This window comes from uncultured Cohaesibacter sp., from assembly GCF_963556055.3.
Lineage (GTDB): Bacteria > Pseudomonadota > Alphaproteobacteria > Rhizobiales > Cohaesibacteraceae > Cohaesibacter.
In genome coordinates, this window is sequence record NZ_CAUVYE020000026.1 from 1 (window position 1) to 17,033 (window position 17,033).

The window sequence follows — 17,033 nt, forward strand, 5'->3', positions numbered from 1 at the left end:
CTCACAGGCCGGACGCCGCAAAGAAGCAGAGACCGGTGAGAAAAGCGATGAATTCAATCTCCAGAAGGGGATCATCATCGCCGTTATTTGTGGTGTTCTGAGCGCCTTCATGGCTTTCGCCATCGAGGCAGGCCAACCGATGCAGGATCTTGCAATCGAGCTGGGTGTCGATCCGCTTTACCAGATCATGCCAAGCTATGTCATCATCATGCTGGGCGGTTTCACCACCAACGCCATCTATTGCATCTACAAAGCCCGCCAGAACAACACGGTCCAGAAAATCCGCAATGACCGCAGCGGTCTCGTTCGCAATGCGCTTCTATCCATGGCTGGTGGCGTGATCTGGTACCTGCAGTTCTTCTTCTACGGTTGGGGTCATGTTCAGATGGTCGGCTCGAATCTCGGCTTCATCAGCTGGACCCTGCATATGTCATTGCTCGTCTTCTGCGGCGGCCTGTTCGGCTTCCTGATGAAGGAATGGGTGGGCAGCAGCGCGCTTACCCGACGTGTCCAGTATGCCGGCATGGGGGTCATCATCTGCTCCACCATCGTTATCGGCATTGCGGCCAACTAGGAGGAGGATCTCATGAAACGTGAAGCATTCAAGATGAAGCTGATCGGCGATGTCGCCAAGGAATATCAGCGCCGCCACGCAGAAATCTGGCCGGAGCTGGTCAAGCTTCTCAAGGACGCGGGCATTTCCGACTATGCCATCTATTTCGACGCAACAACCAATGAGTTGTTCGCGGTTCAGAAGGTCTCCGGCGAGGCTGGTGCTGCCGATCTCGGGGCAGAAGAAATCGTGCAGAAATGGTGGAGCTATATGGCGGACATCATGGAAACCAACCCCGACGACTCGCCGGTCTGCGTCCCTCTCAAAGAGGTCTTCTATCTGGCCTAAGGCTCCGCGCCAAAGAGGCGGTCGCGACAGTGAGACCGTCTCGGCTTATAGCAAAGCACTCAATTATCTGGAGAATTTCACATGACAAACCTCAAGCTAGGCGTATTCGGCATTGGCCTTGATACCTACTGGCCCCAGTTTGACGGCCTCAAGACACAACTGGAAGGCTATCTTGATCAGGTCGGCCAGAATATCGCCAAATCCGGCGTGGAAATCGTCAATGGCGGTCTGGTTGACAGCGTGGAAATGAGCGAAGGCGTCGAAGAAAAGTTTCGCGATGCTTCCGTCGATGCCCTTGTGCTCTATATCACAACCTACGCGAAAAGCGGCTCCATCCTGCCGCTGGTCCAACATATCGGCAAACCGGTTCTCGTTCTTGCCTTGCAGCCGCAAACCCGAGTGCCGGTCAATGAAATCAATAGCGTGGAAGACCGCGGCATCCGCACCGGTCAATGGCTCGCCCATTGTCAGGCCTGTACAGCGCCGGAACTGGCCAATGTCTTCAATCGTGCGGCCATTCCTTACGAAATGGTGGTGGGCTATCTTGATGATGAAGCAAGCTGGAACGAAATCTACGCCTACATCACCGCGCTCAAGACGGTAAAGACCCTTGGCATCACCAATGTCGGCATTCTGGGGCACAATTTTCAGGGCATGTATGACACCTATTCGGATGTCACCAACCTGTCTTCCCGCCTTGGTATCCGCTTCGATATTCTGGAGATGTGCGAATTGCTCGAATATCGCAACGCCGTCACGCCAGAGCAGAAAAAAGCCAAGTTTGATGAGCTGCATGCGGTCATGAAGGTAGAAGATAGCTGCGATCCAGCCGAAGTGGATCGAGCCGTCGTCACTTCCTGCGCGCTTGATCGGCTGGTTGAGGAACATGGTCTTGGCGCCATGGCCTATTATTACGAGGGCCGTCCGGCTTCACCGGAGGAGAATATCATCACTTCGGTCATTCTGGGCAACACCCTGCTGACGGCCCGCGATGTGCCGATCGCAGGTGAGGGCGAAATCAAGAATGTTCTGGCAATGAAGATCATGAGCCTGCTTGGTGCTGGCGGTTCTTTCTCCGAACCCTATGGCATGAATTTCGACGATGATCTTGTGCAGTGGGGCCACGATGGTCCGGCCCATCCAAAGATCGCAGAAGGAGAGGTCAAGCTGGTCGAACTGCCGGTCTATCACGGCAAGCCGGGCAAGGGCGTTTCCATCCAGATGTCTGTTGCCAACGGACCAGTCACCTTCCTGTCCGTGGTGGAAAAGCGCACCGGCGAAGTGGTTCTGCAATATGCTCAAGGACAGTCTGTTGCGGGTGATGTGCTGGATATCGGCAATACCAATTCCAACTACAGCTTCCCCATCGGGGCGAAGGCCTTCACGAAAAACTGGAGCCTTGGCGGCCCGGCACACCATTGTGCTATCGGTGTCGGCCATAAGGGAGCCGAGATCGAAGCGATAGCAAAACTTCTCGGTCTTGTCGTAAATCGGGTCTGCTAACTAACCCCAGCCCGTCATCAAGTGCTCTGATACCAAAGGGGGGGGGGAGAGGTGTTGCTTTCCGATTCCCCCTCCGCACTTCAACAGCAATATAATTTCCCTGACGTGCTCCCCTGTCCACCCTCTGACAATCTGGTTAAGAAAATTACTGCGTTTCGATCGAAGTGCTACATTTGTTGTCCCTTAACAACCAAACGGTTTTCAAGCCATTCCAGCATCAATTACTGGAACCCTAATATCTGATCATTATCAGATCCCATTAACTGGATGGTGGGTTGGAGGGAAATGTAAGAAGGAAACATCCATACCTACCTTCAATTTGTCGATTGTGATCCCGCCAAACATGTTTGGAAGCACGGCAGGAAGGACTATCGACCAGAAACGACCGCTGTCGCCCAAATATGTTTGGGCAGGTCCTATATGGTTTGAACCGGTCAGGGATGCTCTGCGTCTATGGGAGTAAATACAAGAACTGAGACGCTTTGAGATTGCTCATCGAGAGCAAGTGTACGACGAACGCATGACCAGTGGGCAAGGTTACTCAATAGACGTCGACACTCTTCTAAATCGGATGGTTGATAAAATCGAACTTGCTGCAGAACAGCCACAAATGAGAGCGCAATAGCGCGCGTTCTCATTGAGGGAAAATATAAGGATATACATGATCCCGAATCCAAAGGACTGTTTGCTTTTGCAATTGTTCATGGAGGTCGTAGTCCGTTAAAATGGCTGTAAAAGCAATAATAATGAGATGCATCGCCTTTCTGAAAAATTGAAGCAATTTAAACTGAGACGAAGGGATAGGAAGATCATCCCATTATCTCCGAGAGCCGTATTCGATTGAATCTGCAGCTATGGCATTGAGATTTTCTGCTATTGAATAGCTTTCTGGTTTCTTTTCAGAGGGAGCGTGACCGAAAAGACCGCACCGCCTTCCGGGGCATTGTGGCAGCTGGCGCTACCGCCATGGCTTTCGGCTATTGCCCTGACAACAGACAGGCCCAGACCAGATCCTTCGCGGCTTGCTGATCGGGACAGGTCTGCCCGCAAGAAAGGAACGAATGCATGCTTGATGAAATCGTCGGGTAATCCGGGGCCGGAATCCTTTACGCTCATGATGATATTCTGTCCGTCTGTCGCGGTGGAAATTTCAATTTCTCCCGGAGCGGCATGACGAAGGGCATTGTCCAGCAAAGCTAGCAACATTTGTTGCAACCGCGTCGCATCTGCCGTGATGCGACCTTCCCAGAGGGTGAGGCGAATGGTGTGGCCCGCATCGCTGAAGGCCGGGGTTATCAGCGCTACTTCAGATCTAATGACATCGGCAAGATCAAAGCGCTCAGGCTTGAGGTCGATATGACCAGCTTCCGTCAGGGTGACCACGCGCAAATCATTGACCAACCGCACAAGAGTTTCAGTCTGATCGAGCAAGCTTCGAAGCACAGTTTCGTCCGGACTGAACACGCCGTCTGCAAGGCCATGAAGTCGCCCTTTCAGAACTGTCAGTGGCGTTCTCAGTTCATGGGCAATGGCTGCGTTCCAGCGGGCGCGGTCTTGAGCCATCTGTTCGAGTCTGGCGGCCATAACATTGAAATCATCGATCAATTGGGAAATCTCATCTAGAGTTCGATCGCCCGCGTCTGCGCGAGAAGATAGATCTCCGCCCGCTATTCTGTCGGCGCTAAAAGCAAGCGAGTTCAGTGGGACTAACACCGTGCGGGCTAGTTTCACAGCCATACCCCCTGCAACCAGCAAGGTCACAAAGAGTGATATTACCAAAGCAAATAGATCTGGGCTGCTTGGCATTATGCTTTCGTTATTGATCAGTTCTGGAAATAGATGCGATACCACAGCGTAAGTGACATAAAAGCTTGCAAACAGGGTGAATGTTGCAATTAGCGTCACAACCACCATGGTTCTGAATATGAGGCTTCCAAGTTCTAGGTTGTTAATCATGGCTTGTCTGTCAGGCGGTACCCTACACCTCGGACACCGGGTAGTATGCCATCAATGCCTGCCTTGTGCAGTTTTTTACGCAGATTGCTGACATGACTATCAACAGTACGATCAAGGGCATTGTCGTCTGAAAGGCATGCGTCCACCAATTCACTGCGAGAGAAAACTTTCGTGGGCGTTTTAGCCATGTGGGCGAGCAACCTAAACTCGGTTAATGTTAATGCAATCGCGACGGGATCTCCTCTGCGTTCCACTTTTACCTGATAGCTATCAAGATCTATAGCAAGCATTCCGATGCGCAGAATACCATCCGAAGCTACCATTCCGGCACGCCGCAGAATGGCCTTGGCCCGTGCCACCACCTCCACCGGATTAAACGGCTTGACGATAAAATCGTCCGCGCCAATTCTCAGCCCCTGAAGACGGTCAACATCCTGATCAAGTGCAGTAATGATCATCACAGGAGTGTTTCCACGTCGGCGGACTTCCGAGAGAACCTCCCATCCATCAAGTCGCGGAATGTTGATGTCCAAAAGGAGAAGATCGGGCTTCAAGGCCAGATGAAGTTCCAGCGCAGCTCTTCCATCCACAACCTTCACGGTTCGGAAGCCCTCTCGCATTAAATAAGCGTTGAGTATTTCTCCGATTTCCGGGTCATCTTCTACAATTAGGATGAGAGAGTTCATGGCAGGAATAATCCTTGTTTGATCTTCCTCTTCTTGCCATGGACTGCGCCATCCGTCGAGAAACTTTGTGTTTCTCCATCATATCTCCACGTTATCTCCACGATATCCGAACACAAGAGGGAGATACCTCCATCAAATCAGCCAGAGGATGAATAGAAACCCGCAAGGAGAGAAGGGAACAACTCAGTGCTTGGCGTCCCCAAACAAGCACGCCCTGCCGTACCAGAGCCTTGCTTTGCTCCGGTACGGCAGGGATCCTGCTGAAAGAAGACGAAAGAATGGCGCTAGTATCCGGTATGACTCAAATTGGCCATGCATCAGAGGGTGATCAGTTTTCCTGATAGATGTGCCTACCTGTCGATCGATCTGAAGAGCCGATCAGATCTGCAGGCTTCCCAATATCTGATGGTTAGCAGTTCGATACCAACAGCCGTGCGCTCAATACGGAGATTATCTGAAGAAAAACAGTAAAACTAGATTGCAGGGCACCGGGTTTAACGACACCAAACGAACAAAAACTATGTAACATATGTGAGAGTTTCGAGGAATGGAAACCAGAAAATTGGGAAATAGTGGCCTCGAGGTATCAACAATCGGCCTCGGATGCATGGGCATCACTCAGGGCTACAATACTGCACTTGATGAGCGTGACGCGATCATTTTTCTGCGCAACGCCTACGAGGATGGGATCACTTTTTTTGATACAGCCGAAGCCTATGGCCCTTTTATCAATGAAGAGATTGTTGGAAAGGCTCTGGCCCCATTTCGGGATGAGGTGGTTGTCGCAACCAAGGTTGGTTTTGAGTTCAATGCTGCAGCCGGCGAACGTCAGGTCAAAGTGAATAGCGACCCAAGACACATTTGTTCTGCGGTGGAGCTATGTTTGAAACGCTTGAAAACCGACAGAATTGACTTGCTATATCAACACCGAGTGGATCCTCATGTTCCAATGCAGGATGTTGCGGGTACAATCGGAGAACTGATCGATGAAGGGAAGGTCCTGTATTTTGGCCTCTCTGAGGCGGGCATTTCGAGCATTCGAAAGGCGCATGCTGAAACTCCTGTCACCGCTCTGCAAAGTGAGTATTCACTTTGGTGGCAAGCACCTGACGAAGAAATTCTGCCAGTTTGTGAGGAACTCGGGATTGGCTTTGTTCCATTCAGTCCTCTGGGCGCAGGATTTCTTACCGGCTCGATTACCGCCCAGACCACATTTAAAAAACATGACTATCGTAATTCATCGCCTCGCTTTGCTATAGAGAACAGAGCGCAAAATCTGAAACTGGTCGAGCATATTCAAAAAATTGCAAAGCAAGTCAATGCAACACCGGCACAAATTGCAGTCGGCTGGCTTCTCGCGCAAAAAGATTGGATTGTTCCAATCCCTGGGACGACGAAGCGATACCGTTTACAAGAAAATATTGGGGCATCGGTTCTGAACCTTAACTCTGAAATTTGGGTCAAACTAAGCGAGGTCGCGGATTCATTCTATCTTCCCGGAGAGCGTTTTTCACCTGCAGCCCTTGACTTAACCGGTAGATAGCTATGCGCCCCAAATTCCTTCGAAGTAGGCTAGAATTCTCCTAGACGAATTCTCGACACTTAGTGCCCACTTGTTCAAGATGACACAGCAATGAATAATCCAACCTCTCTCAATGCGGCCAATCCCTGGACAGGGCTTGCTGTCATTTCACTGGCCCTGCTGCCCATTGGCATCGACATGACAGTATTGAATGTGGCCCTGCCACGCCTGACCACAGAGCTAGGCGCGACCAATGCTGACAAACTTTGGATGGTCAACACCTACAGCCTCGTTATGGCCGGACTATTACCGGGATTTGGCGCCTTGTCAGACAGGATTGGTCACAGAACACTCCTGTTGATCGGCCTTGCCCTGTTCAGCATTGCATCACTGGCAGCAGCTTTCGCACCAACAACCAACTTGCTCATTATGTTGAGAGGGGCTCTCGCCATTGGGGCTGCAATGATCCTTCCTGCCACTATCTCCATTGTCCGGCTCATTTTTGCCGAAGATAACCAAAGGGCAACCGCGATCGGAATCTGGGGTGGCGTTTGGTCGGGATGTGCTGCCCTCGGGCCAATCGTCGGCGGGCTTTTGCTCAATCATTTCTGGTGGGGATCGGTTTTCCTCATCAATCTTCCAATCGCTCTTTTGACGATGGTTCTGACGCTGACAAAAATACCTCATTTGCCAGCCAACAAAGACAGGCATTGGGATCTGTTGACGTCTCTTTATTTGATGATTAGCCTAATTGGTCTACTTTTTGCGATCAAGGGAGCGCTCAAGGCTGAGGCCATCTGGAACCATGTTGCAGTGGCGTTTGCTCTCGGCTGCCTTTTTGGCTTTTTATTTTTACGACGTCAGGCGCGTGTGCCCTCTCCGCTGGTCGATTTTACGCTGTTCAGAAATGCTCGCTTTTCTGCCGGGGCCTGCATTGCGGTTCTTGCCACTTTCGCTCTGATGGGAATGCAATACGTCGTAAGCCAGGAATTGCAGCTGGTCAGGGGCTTCTCGCCGCTCAATGCCGGTATCTATCTGCTTCCGATTGCCATTGCCTCCTTCTTCAGCGGGTTGGGAGCTGGCAGGGTCATGATGAGCTTTGGGATAGAACGGATGATGATCGCGACATGTGCTCTAGGGGTTTCTGGCACCGTTCTATACTGCTTTGGCGGGCATATGTCGCTACCGTGGCTAGAACTGACCACTTTGGCACTCATTGGCTTTGCCGCGGGCGGAGCCATGGCAACAGCGTCCACAGCCATCATGATCAGCGCCCCCAATGACAAGGCAGGAATGGCTGGTGCAATCGAATCCATCGCCTATGAGTTGGGCGGCACACTCGGGGTGGCAGTAATGGGTAGCGTAGTGGGCCATATCTACAGTAGCACTCTGTCCGCAACAGCATTGCCCGTCTTGCCTCGGGCTGCGCAAAAAAGCATGGAGGAAGTGATCGGGGCCGCCGCCCATCTGCCTCCCGATGCAGGAAGAGTGTTAATCACGACAGCCAAAGCCGCCTATCTCAATGGTGTCAATGCCAGCCTTGCACTTGCCGCTGTCGTGATGGCTGTTCTACTTTTGATTGTTGCAATCGTTAAGGGCAACAGAAAGGGAGTTGTGTAGCATGCTCCTAGCTTCATTTACCATCTCAATCACATTTGCGGACAGACTGATGTTTCGTCGCAACGCCCGTATACCCGCTTTCAACCGCCACCAAAAGTTCCAAAACTCATCCGTTTTTGGAGTTCACGAAAACGACCGTTTTTGGCAGGGGTATTTTGGGAGGGGGTTTTTGGAATTTTCCGGTTTTAGTAGGAGAGGGGGGGGATCAAGCTCGATCGAACGAGAAGGACGACGCGGGAATGGAGAGTTGGTCAGCGGACCAATTCGAAAATTGGGCGGGAAGCAGCCATTTGCCGAAGATGCGAGATCTCAGATGTTACCAACCGAAGCGGCCATTCAAAAAATCTCAGAGCGCGATCATCGCTCAGAACTCAAAACGTCAGAATTTAAGAGTTCGCTGGGATCTACAATGTGCTTCTTCGTTTCATTTGGTCACTCCCTATAACGCAATCTCTTGAAATGCCAATTTGCAGCTGTATAACGAGTTAGGAAGAGTGGGAGTACGTAAATGTGAGGTGGTCCCGGTTTTTTGGACAGGTTTGCAGCGTTTCTAAGGTGTATCGGGTTTAGGTTTCATGCTGCTTTTTGCTCTCCGCTACCGTCCCAGTATGCTTCGTCCGGGGTTCGCCGATCAAGCGCGGAATGAGGCCGTTCGGTATTGTACAACCGGGTTTAACAAAACCCATAAGACCACACAACGGCGCGTGCTTTATGAATATCATGCCTGGTCCGGGCAAGAAGTCCTGATCGAAAAGATCGTAAACAAGGCGGGTATTCAAATTGCTCGATGTCACCAGGTCGGTGATACGTCCAATATCGCACTCGAGATTCCCCTTTGGATGTTCGATCGGCAGACTTGTTTGTCGGTTCAAGTATGCCATTACCCACGTGTCGATGTGTCTGGTTTATCAGCGCTACATTTTCTTCTTGCCCAGATTGCCAAGGCCAGTGAACTCGATTTGTCTTCGAGTGCCCATGGTTTGAGCGCAGACTTTATGTCTGGTGATCAGAATCAGGGAGGTGATAATGCGTCGATTTCAACCAAGCCCCGAGCAACAGTTAAATCTATTCAGTCCATTGGAGGGACCGTACCACCCTCAGACGCCGCACTGGCAAACGCTGCCGCAGGAGACGCGCACCAAAATAACCAGATTAATGGCGCGAATGATGATGGAACACGGAGCCAATCACGCGTCAAAAGCAAGCATTGGCCAGGACATTCCACTCTTGGAGAAGGAGAGCGGTAATGTCTGAGAAGATTGAGCATCATCATCTGGAACGCAAAGCAATCGTTTATGTACGCCAGTCCTCAGTTCACCAGGTTCTACACAATAGAGAAAGCAGCACGCTTCAATATGCAATGCGAGACCGTGTCAGCCAATTGGGCTGGTCGCATATAGAAGTGATTGATGACGACCTTGGCCGTTCCGCCTCAGGCAGCGCGGAACGGGCTGGCTTTGATCGCATGGTTGCGGAAGTATGCCTTGGCAAAGTTGGAGCCGTTGCTGCTCGTGAAGTGTCCCGGTTTGCTCGTAATAGCCGGGACTGGCAACAATTGATCGAGATGTGTCGCGTTGTTGATACCGTATTGGTTGATCAGGAGACCATCTATGCGCCTCGTCAAAGCAATGATCGCCTACTGCTTGGCTTAAAAGGATCGCTCAACGAATATGAGCTTGATCTTCTGCGACAACGGTCACTGGCTGCTCGCTATGCAAAAGCAAAACGGGGAGAATTAATTGTCTCTGCACCCGTTGGGTTTGTGAAGGCTGGAGATCGCCTAGAGAAAGATCCCGACAGAAGGGTCCAAGAGGCCATCAAATTGGTGTTCGACAAAGTCTTGGAACTGGGCAGCGCTCGACAAGCATTGCTCTGGTTCCTCGAACATGGACTTGAGTTGCCAGCCAAGCAGCAAGATGGCCAGACTATTTGGCGCAGACCTTATTACCAAACAATCCACCGCATGATTACAAATCCTGCCTACGGTGGAGCATATGCCTATGGTAAAACAAAAGCTGTGGCAGGCTATAATGGCTTTGGCATGCAGATGAAGCATGAACATCGACCGCGCGATGAATGGCTCGCGCTCATGCCCGGCACTCATGAGGGATATGTTACCTGGGAGCAGGCAGAGGCAATACGTAAAATGGTGAGTGAGAACGTGCCATCAAGCAAACATCATGGTGCCGCCAAGCATGGCAATGCCGTGCTGGCAGGCATAGTACGTTGCCGGCGCTGCGGTCGTAAACTATCTGCTCGCTATTCCGGCACCAAGCACAACATTCCGCGTTATTCCTGTTGTCGCGGACAGCTCGACAATGGTGACCCCAAATGCATTGCTTTCGGCGGCCTGCGTGTTGACGATGCAATCGAGCAAACTTTGTTACAGGTTGTCGAACCTGGGGCACTCGAAGCTGCGTTGAAAGCCCGAATGGAAGCCAAAGAGAGGAGGGATCAAGTTCGTGAAGCCTTGTGTCGGGATCTGGAGGCCGCACACTATGAAGTCGATAGAGCCTTTCGGCAATATAACGCCATAGATCCAGAGAACCGACTGGTCGCTGGTGAGCTGGAAAAGAGATGGAATACTGCGCTCATCCGGCAAGCCGAAATCGAAAAGCAGGTTTCTGTCCATGACGCAAATATAGAAACTACGCAGAATAACTCACCCGTCTCCTTCGCGGGGTTGGCCGATGACCTGCAAGCTATCTGGAATGCACCAACCACAGACGCTCGGCTTAAAAAACGCATCGTGCGCACTGTCATTCATGAGGTTGTCGCCGATATTGACGATGATACTGTAGAGATTGTTCTCGTCATCCACTGGGTGGGGGGAGCCCATACCGAACTTCGCCTTCCTAAAAGGCGACGCGGGCAACGCAATAGCACGCCACAGGAAACCGTTGAAGCTGTCAAACAGCTCACTTTGATCGCCAAAGACGATCTGATCGCAGGCCTATTAAATAGAAATGGGCTACTCACCGGAAACGGCAATCGCTGGACACGGGAGCGTGTGTGCGCATTGCGCTCACACCGAAAAATCCCGGCATTCCACGCCGCGCAGAATGGTATGGAGCCTTGGCTTAATCTGACCAATGCAGCAAAATATTTGAACATAAGTCAGAAAACGCTCAAGCGGGCAGTCTTGGCCGGAGAAATAGCTGCCTTACATCCTCTTCCTGACGGTCCATGGATTTTTGAACGCTCTGATTTAGACAAACCTACGGGTCAAGCTATCGCTGAAAGGGTCAAAAACAAGGAAAACCACCCCGCAGGACACATAGCAGATCAACAAAACTTATTTACATCAATAACATAGAGAGATGGGCGTTATGGGACAGGATTGTACAATGAGGATCGGCCTCATTCAGCAATCGGATACAACGTTCCGATTGCTCTGCATAATCCCGGTGGCGTAACCAGCCCGTCACTGTGATGAAAGCCGGAAAAATATAATTCCCGGCGGTCCAAACTTGGGGCTCACTGCAGAATGTTGAATGTCATTAAAATCGGATGGAGTGAATGCTCATCCTGACTGCGATAGTTTAAAATCCATAGTACCATGGCATGAATATACTGAAGGTTGCCCATAAAATGACAATTAGTGGCAATCCCACACGCGCAAAATCGCTAAAACGATAATATCCCGGCCCCATAACAAGTAGATTAGTCTGGTAGCCTATGGGCGTTGCGAATGAACAGTTTGCTCCAAACAAAACGGCCAATGCGAATGGCATTGGATCTGCATCTAGTCCAGTTGCCAACTCTATGGATACTGGTGTGAACAAGATTGCTGTCGCGTTGTTGGATAGCACATTCGTGAGAATAGCTATCAGGAGAAACAACATCGAAAGGATAACGGCAGGCCCGGCATTTCCAATCAATCCGATAACACCATCAGCAAGATAAGCGGCTGCGCCGCTTTTTAGCATGGCCAAGCCAAGAGCCAATGAGGCTCCCACCATCAAGTAAATCTGCCGATCTAGAGCGTTCACGGCTTGTTCGAGTGTCAGCACTCCGGTCAGGAGCATGAGCATAACACCGAAGACTGCAGCTGCTGCGATTGGTAGGAAACCGGACACGCTGAGAAGGACGACGCCGACAAAAATTGCTCCCGCCATCTTTGCCGCTTGAGCTCCCGGCAGGGGACGTGCCGTCCCATCCAGAACGACAACTCCGGAGTGTTTTCGCATGCGTTCCACAACTTCACGGTCACCTTGTACTACCAGGACATCACCTTCCAGAAGAGTTCGTCCTGTCAGAATGCGGGTTATTCGAGAATGCTGCTCAACCCCGAGGACAAGACAGCCATAGCGGGAGCGAAAGTTTGCCTCTTCAATCGACTGACCAACGAGTTGTGAGCCTGGCGCGACCATGATCTCGACGACAACTTGATCGTTTGCAAGCAAAGCCTTTTCTTCTCTACTCGAAGTATGACCCCTCTTGCCCGATGTTGCAAAAATCAGCTTTGGGAATTTTGTTTGGGCTTCAGCTAAAGCATCGTGAGTTCCCATTACGATAAGGGTGTCGCCTTCGTGGATTTCGAGGTCTTGATAAGGCGGGACGAGGCGCTGCTCTCCTCTTAGCACAAGAATGAGGCGTGCCCCTCGAATGCTCAAGAGATTGAAGCAGATCCGTGCTCCGATCAGCTTTGTTTCATTTCCGACTGTAAACTGTGTGATGAATCTTCGATGATTACCTGACATGAAACGTTGGGCGGGCGAAGATCTCCTTGGAAGCAAATAGGGGGTGGCAACCCAGAGATACATGAGGCCAACACTGGCAAGAACAAGGCCCGGAACAAAGAACCCGAAGAATTCAAGTGGCTTTTGTCCCAGTTCCACCATGGTTCCGGACACAAGCAGGTTGGTGGAAGACCCAACCAATGTCGTCATGCCCGCGAGAATGGCGATGAAAGACAATGACATCATGACGCTGCTCGGTGATTTAGAAAACCGCTGAACGATTGTTTCAAGAATCGGAATGAAGATCACGACGACCGGCGTGTTATTGACGAAAGGACTGGCTATGAAAACAGCGACAAAACAAATGAAAATGGCGCCCTTGTAGCTTTTACCCGTTCTTTGGAACAACTGTTTAATTACCCAGTCCAACGCCCCGGCTCTCCACAAACCATTGCCAAGAACAAGCAACGCCAGAACGGCAATCAGGGCGGGGTTTGCAAATCCCACCAATAGGTCTTTGGTATCCAGAAGGATTTTTCCGTCAGGACTTCTCAACGGAATGAGTTCAAACAGCAGCAACAAGGCAACCAAAAGGACGAGAGCCGTTATTTCAACTTTAATGCGATCAATCGCAAACCCAAGGATCGCGACAATCACCAACGCATATGTCATCCAAATGTGGAAGCTTCCCGCTGCAAGACTAGACATTTCTGGATACACGAGGCCCTCCGAGCCGATAGCAGTCCGCTCATTTGAAGAGATACAAACCGAACCTTTTTCTGCTGATCCAAGTTGGATGCCTTGCAACTCTGGACATTGTCTTCAAGAACGGAGATGCCACATCTGACAGGCAAATGACTGTTGAACTGAAGCTCTCGTCGCTATTGATCTTGCCTCTTTGTTCCCAAAACCCCATCGGGGGCTGTCTCCGAAGGAGTAGCCGCTTTCATTGTTCTGATGAACTTGAATAGGTCACTGTCTGTTGAAAGAACGAGAGTTGTTTCTCCGGAAATAATGTCTTTGTAGGCCTGCAGCGTCCGGGTAAATTCATAGAATTCAACGGTCTGGAGGTCGGTATTATATGCCTTCGCATAGATACTAGCCGCTGTTGCATCTGCCACGCCTCGGATCTCCTCAACCGCTCGATAGGCCTCAGACTGAATCTTGTTTAGATCTCTTACGCGATTTCCTCGAATTCGTGCCGCTTCGCCGTTTCCTTCGGACAGGAAGCGTTCAGCGATCTGGCGCCGCTCGGAGATCATACGATCATAGATTTTCGGCCGCACGCTTTCGTTATAGTTAATGCGCTTGAACCGGATATCGAGAAGCTCAATACCGAAGACACGAACTTTCTCTGCCGCAGCCTCAAATATCTGTCTTTCTACAAGGGCTCTGCCTTTGCTGATTGGCACCAGTGCGCCAATATCCTGCGCTCGTTCTTCGTCCGTTAGAAGCGTGTCACGTAAGGGGGTCCGATCCTTGGTCGTTCGAATGATCTCGATTAACTCATGCTTGGCAACCGCATTGCGGGTCTCACTACCGAGAATGTCGTCAAGGCGAGACTGGGCACTGCGCTCATCTCGCAAGCGTAGAAAATACTGAAGAGGTTCTACAATCCGCCAGCGTGCAAAGAGGTCGACCGAGATATAGAGCTTGTCCTTGGTCGGCATATCGGAGGGACTTCCATCCCATTCAAGAACCCGCCGGTCGATCGGATGTACTTCTTGAATGAAAGGGATTTTGATCTTCAATCCGGCAGTGACAATCGGCTTGCCCACGGGCTTTCCAAACTGGGTAACAATGGCCTGTTCCACTTCGCTGACGGTGTATAGCGAACCACTGATAGCATAGACCAAAGCGATGGCGACCAGTCCTAGAATTGCGGATGTGATTTTCATGGCTGGCTTCCTTTTTGTCCGCCGAGATTGAGGAGCGGCAAAATGCTGCCTGTCGTCTGATCGACTACGATCTTGGACTTGATGCCCGGAAGAACAGACTGCATAGTTTCGATATAAATCCGACGGCGGGTAACCTCGGAAGCCTTCTTGTATTCGGAATAGAGCGCGGTGAACCGGGCAGCATCTCCCTCGGCTTCATTGACGCGTTTCAGCCGATATCCATCAGCTTCGCGGATCCGCTGATCCTTCTCACCTTCAGCGAGTGGAATAACTTTGTTGTACTCGCGGCGCGCCTCGTTTATGAGCCGCTCTTTTTCCTGTTGAGCCTGGTTCACCTCGTTGAAAGAAGACTGAACCGGTCCGGGAGGATTGATATTCTTGAGCTGAACCTGATCGATGCTGATTCCCATTGCATATTTTGAAGAGAGTGCCTGCATCTTCAAAAGGGCTTCACTTTCGATTTCTTGTCTTCCGATGGTGATAACTTCATCGACCGTGCGATCTCCGACAACCTCACGCATTACGGATTCAGAAACATAGCGTAGTGTTGCCCGAGGCTCGCGCACCTCAAACAAAAACTTGACCGGATCCGAAATTCGGTATTGCAGAACCCATTCAACCAGAGCTGCGTTCAAATCTCCGGTGACCATTTCTGTCTCCAGGCGGCCGTCCGTCGGGGTCTGGTAGGCGTCGTTGGCACCCGGTGTGGTGAAGCCAAATTCCTGTTTCAACTGCCGCTTGATCGGGACGATCGTTGCGACGTCGATACCGAAGGGGAGCTTGAAATGGAGACCCGAGGGGACTTCGGAAGAATATTTCCCAAACCGCTGCACAACCGCAATCGAGTCGCTAGGAACCGTGAAGTAAGAAGACCATGCAAACAGTGCTGCCAGAATCACGGTGCCAGCGATAATCACCGTGCGCAAGGGGGGCGGTCCATTGGGGAATATGTCTCCAAATGATGAGCGTCCCTGTCCGAATAAAGTGTTTAAGTTGTTTGGGTTAGAACGGTTCTTGGGGCTCCATGGCCCTTCACTGTTGGATCCGTTGCTTTGATCTGGCATGCGCTTTCCTTGATAGTCGTTATACGGAACATCTATGAACAATGGCATTGGCCAGAGAAGTTTTTGCCTTTGAAGTGATGCGCTCGTCATCTGCGTGCATACACTTCAAGGTGAGCGCTCAGCCTTTGGGCTTTTGCTGCTTCTGGACGGCTTTTTGAGGCGCGATATTGATTGGCGTGATCTTAGAGCCCTTTTTTATCGCATCTGTTTTTTTAGTCTTTTCAGCCTCTGCGGCCCGGGTTGTCAGATCTTTGAAAGACATCATATTCATCCTTTTGTTTGTAAAATTATTTTGGAACTCATCTCGATTGGTCTTCAACTTCGGCCTTGAGTGAGAATTTTCACGCTCTGTTTTTCTTGGATTTTATTGGCCCAGACACTGAAATTCATCAGGGTGTTCTTGCCAAATGTCTGTGTCAGAGGAACGTCTGCTGCGTCGCGTCCGCGCGCGACCAGAATGCGTCCGATGCGCCGGGTATTGTTGCGCGGATCAAAAATCCACCAGTGGCCAGAGAGATAGACTTCCATCCATGCGGCAAAATCACCGGGGGGATAGGGGCCTTGCTCTCCAATGTCACTGAGATAGCCGGTACAATACCGTGCAGGTATGTTGAGGCAGCGGCAAAGTGTGATGGCAAGTTGGGTAAAGTCGCGACAGACACCCTTGCGTTCCGTCATTGTTTCTGATGCGGTACGCGTCGCCCGTGCATGTTCATATCCGAAAGAGACATGGCCGTGAACAAAGTCACATATGGCCTGAACACGAGCCCAGCCGGGCGCTGTTGTCTCAAAGAGTTGCCACGCTTTTTCAGACAGAAGATCTGTTTCGCAATATCGGCTCCCCAATAGATAGACGAGCGTATCGGCAGGCAAATGCTGAACCTCGAATTGCACTGCATCAGGGGCCTCTGGATCGGGTTCGCCTTTATCACGGAATATGCCGTCTGTTGTCAGTTCGAAGTCTCCGGCCGGAGCAATCAATCTGGTACACCAGTTTCCGAAGCCATCACGATAGCTTTCCAAGGGTACACTTGGTGAGGAAACCATAAAATCAGGACGTTCCAAGTCGCCAAAATGTGAATAATGGACGTTCAGAACAGCAACCATTGGTGTGTCTTGCGGAAAGCTGAAATGAAGCCGGCTGCCAAGATTGATGCGCATATAGTGCCTCCAAGGCATTTGTCTCTTCGGCTCGTTTCTC

Annotated in this window: 14 protein-coding genes; 7 read left to right on the top strand and 7 right to left on the bottom strand. The window is 50.9% G+C overall.

Translation table 11 applies throughout. The features are described from left to right. The 3 genes from ACHZB8_RS17170 to ACHZB8_RS17180 all read left to right on the top strand — a co-directional run. Positions 1-574, top strand: a 574-nt coding sequence (locus ACHZB8_RS17170; RefSeq protein WP_316862113.1) for an L-rhamnose/proton symporter RhaT, incomplete at its 5' end; no start/stop codon positions are given. Between the two features lie 12 nt (positions 575-586). Next, a complete protein-coding gene (gene rhaM, locus ACHZB8_RS17175) occupies positions 587-901 on the top strand; it encodes an L-rhamnose mutarotase (RefSeq protein ID WP_316862115.1) in 315 nt (104 codons plus the stop codon). A gap of 81 nt (positions 902-982) precedes the next feature. Next, positions 983-2,404, top strand: coding sequence for an L-fucose/L-arabinose isomerase family protein (locus tag ACHZB8_RS17180; RefSeq protein WP_316862117.1), 1,422 nt, complete (start codon positions 983-985; stop codon positions 2,402-2,404). An 873-nt stretch (positions 2,405-3,277) separates the two neighbouring features. Here the strand turns inward: ACHZB8_RS17180 and ACHZB8_RS17185 are convergent. Together ACHZB8_RS17185 and ACHZB8_RS17190 are read right to left on the bottom strand one after the other, a co-directional pair. Further along, positions 3,278-4,360 carry an ATP-binding protein gene (locus tag ACHZB8_RS17185; protein ID WP_316862118.1) on the bottom strand — a complete coding sequence of 361 codons (1,083 nt, stop codon included), beginning with the start codon at positions 4,358-4,360 and terminating at the stop codon, positions 3,278-3,280. After that, complete coding sequence (locus tag ACHZB8_RS17190; RefSeq protein ID WP_316862120.1) at positions 4,357-5,046, bottom strand: response regulator; 690 nt, start codon at positions 5,044-5,046, stop codon at positions 4,357-4,359. The genes ACHZB8_RS17185 and ACHZB8_RS17190 overlap by 4 nt, the downstream gene beginning before the upstream one ends. 547 nt (positions 5,047-5,593) lie before the next feature. Here ACHZB8_RS17190 and ACHZB8_RS17195 point away from each other — a divergent pair. The 4 genes from ACHZB8_RS17195 (at position 5,594) to ACHZB8_RS17210 (ending at position 11,504) form a co-directional block, all read left to right on the top strand. After that, the gene (locus tag ACHZB8_RS17195) at positions 5,594-6,589 is read left to right on the top strand and encodes an aldo/keto reductase (protein ID WP_316862122.1); all 996 of its coding nucleotides are present in this window, start codon (positions 5,594-5,596) and stop codon (positions 6,587-6,589) included. Positions 6,590-6,679: 90 nt separating this feature from the next. Further along, a complete protein-coding gene (locus tag ACHZB8_RS17200) occupies positions 6,680-8,188 on the top strand; it encodes an MFS transporter (RefSeq protein WP_316862123.1) in 1,509 nt (502 codons plus the stop codon). Positions 8,189-8,763: 575 nt separating this feature from the next. Further along, positions 8,764-9,435 carry a hypothetical protein gene (locus ACHZB8_RS17205; RefSeq protein ID WP_316862125.1) on the top strand — a complete coding sequence of 224 codons (672 nt, stop codon included), beginning with the start codon at positions 8,764-8,766 and terminating at the stop codon, positions 9,433-9,435. Continuing rightward, a complete protein-coding gene (locus ACHZB8_RS17210) occupies positions 9,435-11,504 on the top strand; it encodes a recombinase family protein (RefSeq protein ID WP_316862127.1) in 2,070 nt (689 codons plus the stop codon). The genes ACHZB8_RS17205 and ACHZB8_RS17210 overlap by 1 nt, the downstream gene beginning before the upstream one ends. A 226-nt stretch (positions 11,505-11,730) precedes the next feature. On the opposite strand, the gene ACHZB8_RS17215 is transcribed toward ACHZB8_RS17210, so the two are convergent. The 5 genes from ACHZB8_RS17215 to ACHZB8_RS17235 form a co-directional block, all read right to left on the bottom strand. Next, the gene (locus ACHZB8_RS17215) at positions 11,731-13,590 is read right to left on the bottom strand and encodes an SLC13 family permease (RefSeq protein WP_316862129.1); all 1,860 of its coding nucleotides are present in this window, start codon (positions 13,588-13,590) and stop codon (positions 11,731-11,733) included. Between the two features lie 161 nt (positions 13,591-13,751). Further along, positions 13,752-14,768, bottom strand: coding sequence for a protease modulator HflC (hflC, locus tag ACHZB8_RS17220; RefSeq protein ID WP_316862130.1), 1,017 nt, complete (start codon positions 14,766-14,768; stop codon positions 13,752-13,754). Then, the gene (gene hflK / locus ACHZB8_RS17225; RefSeq protein ID WP_316862223.1) at positions 14,765-15,685 is read right to left on the bottom strand and encodes an FtsH protease activity modulator HflK; all 921 of its coding nucleotides are present in this window, start codon (positions 15,683-15,685) and stop codon (positions 14,765-14,767) included. Before hflK ends, hflC begins: the two co-directional genes overlap by 4 nt. Positions 15,686-15,950: 265 nt before the next feature. Continuing rightward, complete coding sequence (locus tag ACHZB8_RS17230; RefSeq protein ID WP_316862132.1) at positions 15,951-16,094, bottom strand: hypothetical protein; 144 nt, start codon at positions 16,092-16,094, stop codon at positions 15,951-15,953. Positions 16,095-16,147: 53 nt separating this feature from the next. Beyond that, positions 16,148-16,993 (bottom strand): transglutaminase family protein, encoded by an 846-nt coding sequence (locus tag ACHZB8_RS17235; RefSeq protein WP_316862134.1) that lies wholly within the window; start codon positions 16,991-16,993, stop codon positions 16,148-16,150. Positions 16,994-17,033: the final 40 nt, after the last annotated feature.

Excerpts from the sequence above, each read along its gene's own strand:
- ACHZB8_RS17180 (WP_316862117.1), top strand. The coding sequence starts at position 983 with ATGACAAACCTCAAGCTAGGCGTATTCGGCATTGGCCTTGATACCTAC.
- ACHZB8_RS17205 (WP_316862125.1), top strand. The coding sequence starts at position 8,764 with ATGCTGCTTTTTGCTCTCCGCTACCGTCCCAGTATGCTTCGTCCGGGG.
- ACHZB8_RS17185 (WP_316862118.1), bottom strand. The coding sequence starts at position 4,360 with ATGATTAACAACCTAGAACTTGGAAGCCTCATATTCAGAACCATGGTG.
- ACHZB8_RS17235 (WP_316862134.1), bottom strand. The coding sequence starts at position 16,993 with ATGCGCATCAATCTTGGCAGCCGGCTTCATTTCAGCTTTCCGCAAGAC.
- ACHZB8_RS17190 (WP_316862120.1), bottom strand. The coding sequence starts at position 5,046 with ATGAACTCTCTCATCCTAATTGTAGAAGATGACCCGGAAATCGGAGAA.
- ACHZB8_RS17195 (WP_316862122.1), top strand. The coding sequence starts at position 5,594 with ATGGAAACCAGAAAATTGGGAAATAGTGGCCTCGAGGTATCAACAATC.
- ACHZB8_RS17230 (WP_316862132.1), bottom strand. The coding sequence starts at position 16,094 with ATGTCTTTCAAAGATCTGACAACCCGGGCCGCAGAGGCTGAAAAGACT.
- hflC (WP_316862130.1), bottom strand. The coding sequence starts at position 14,768 with ATGAAAATCACATCCGCAATTCTAGGACTGGTCGCCATCGCTTTGGTC.
- ACHZB8_RS17200 (WP_316862123.1), top strand. The coding sequence starts at position 6,680 with ATGAATAATCCAACCTCTCTCAATGCGGCCAATCCCTGGACAGGGCTT.
- rhaM (WP_316862115.1), top strand. The coding sequence starts at position 587 with ATGAAACGTGAAGCATTCAAGATGAAGCTGATCGGCGATGTCGCCAAG.
- ACHZB8_RS17210 (WP_316862127.1), top strand. The coding sequence starts at position 9,435 with ATGTCTGAGAAGATTGAGCATCATCATCTGGAACGCAAAGCAATCGTT.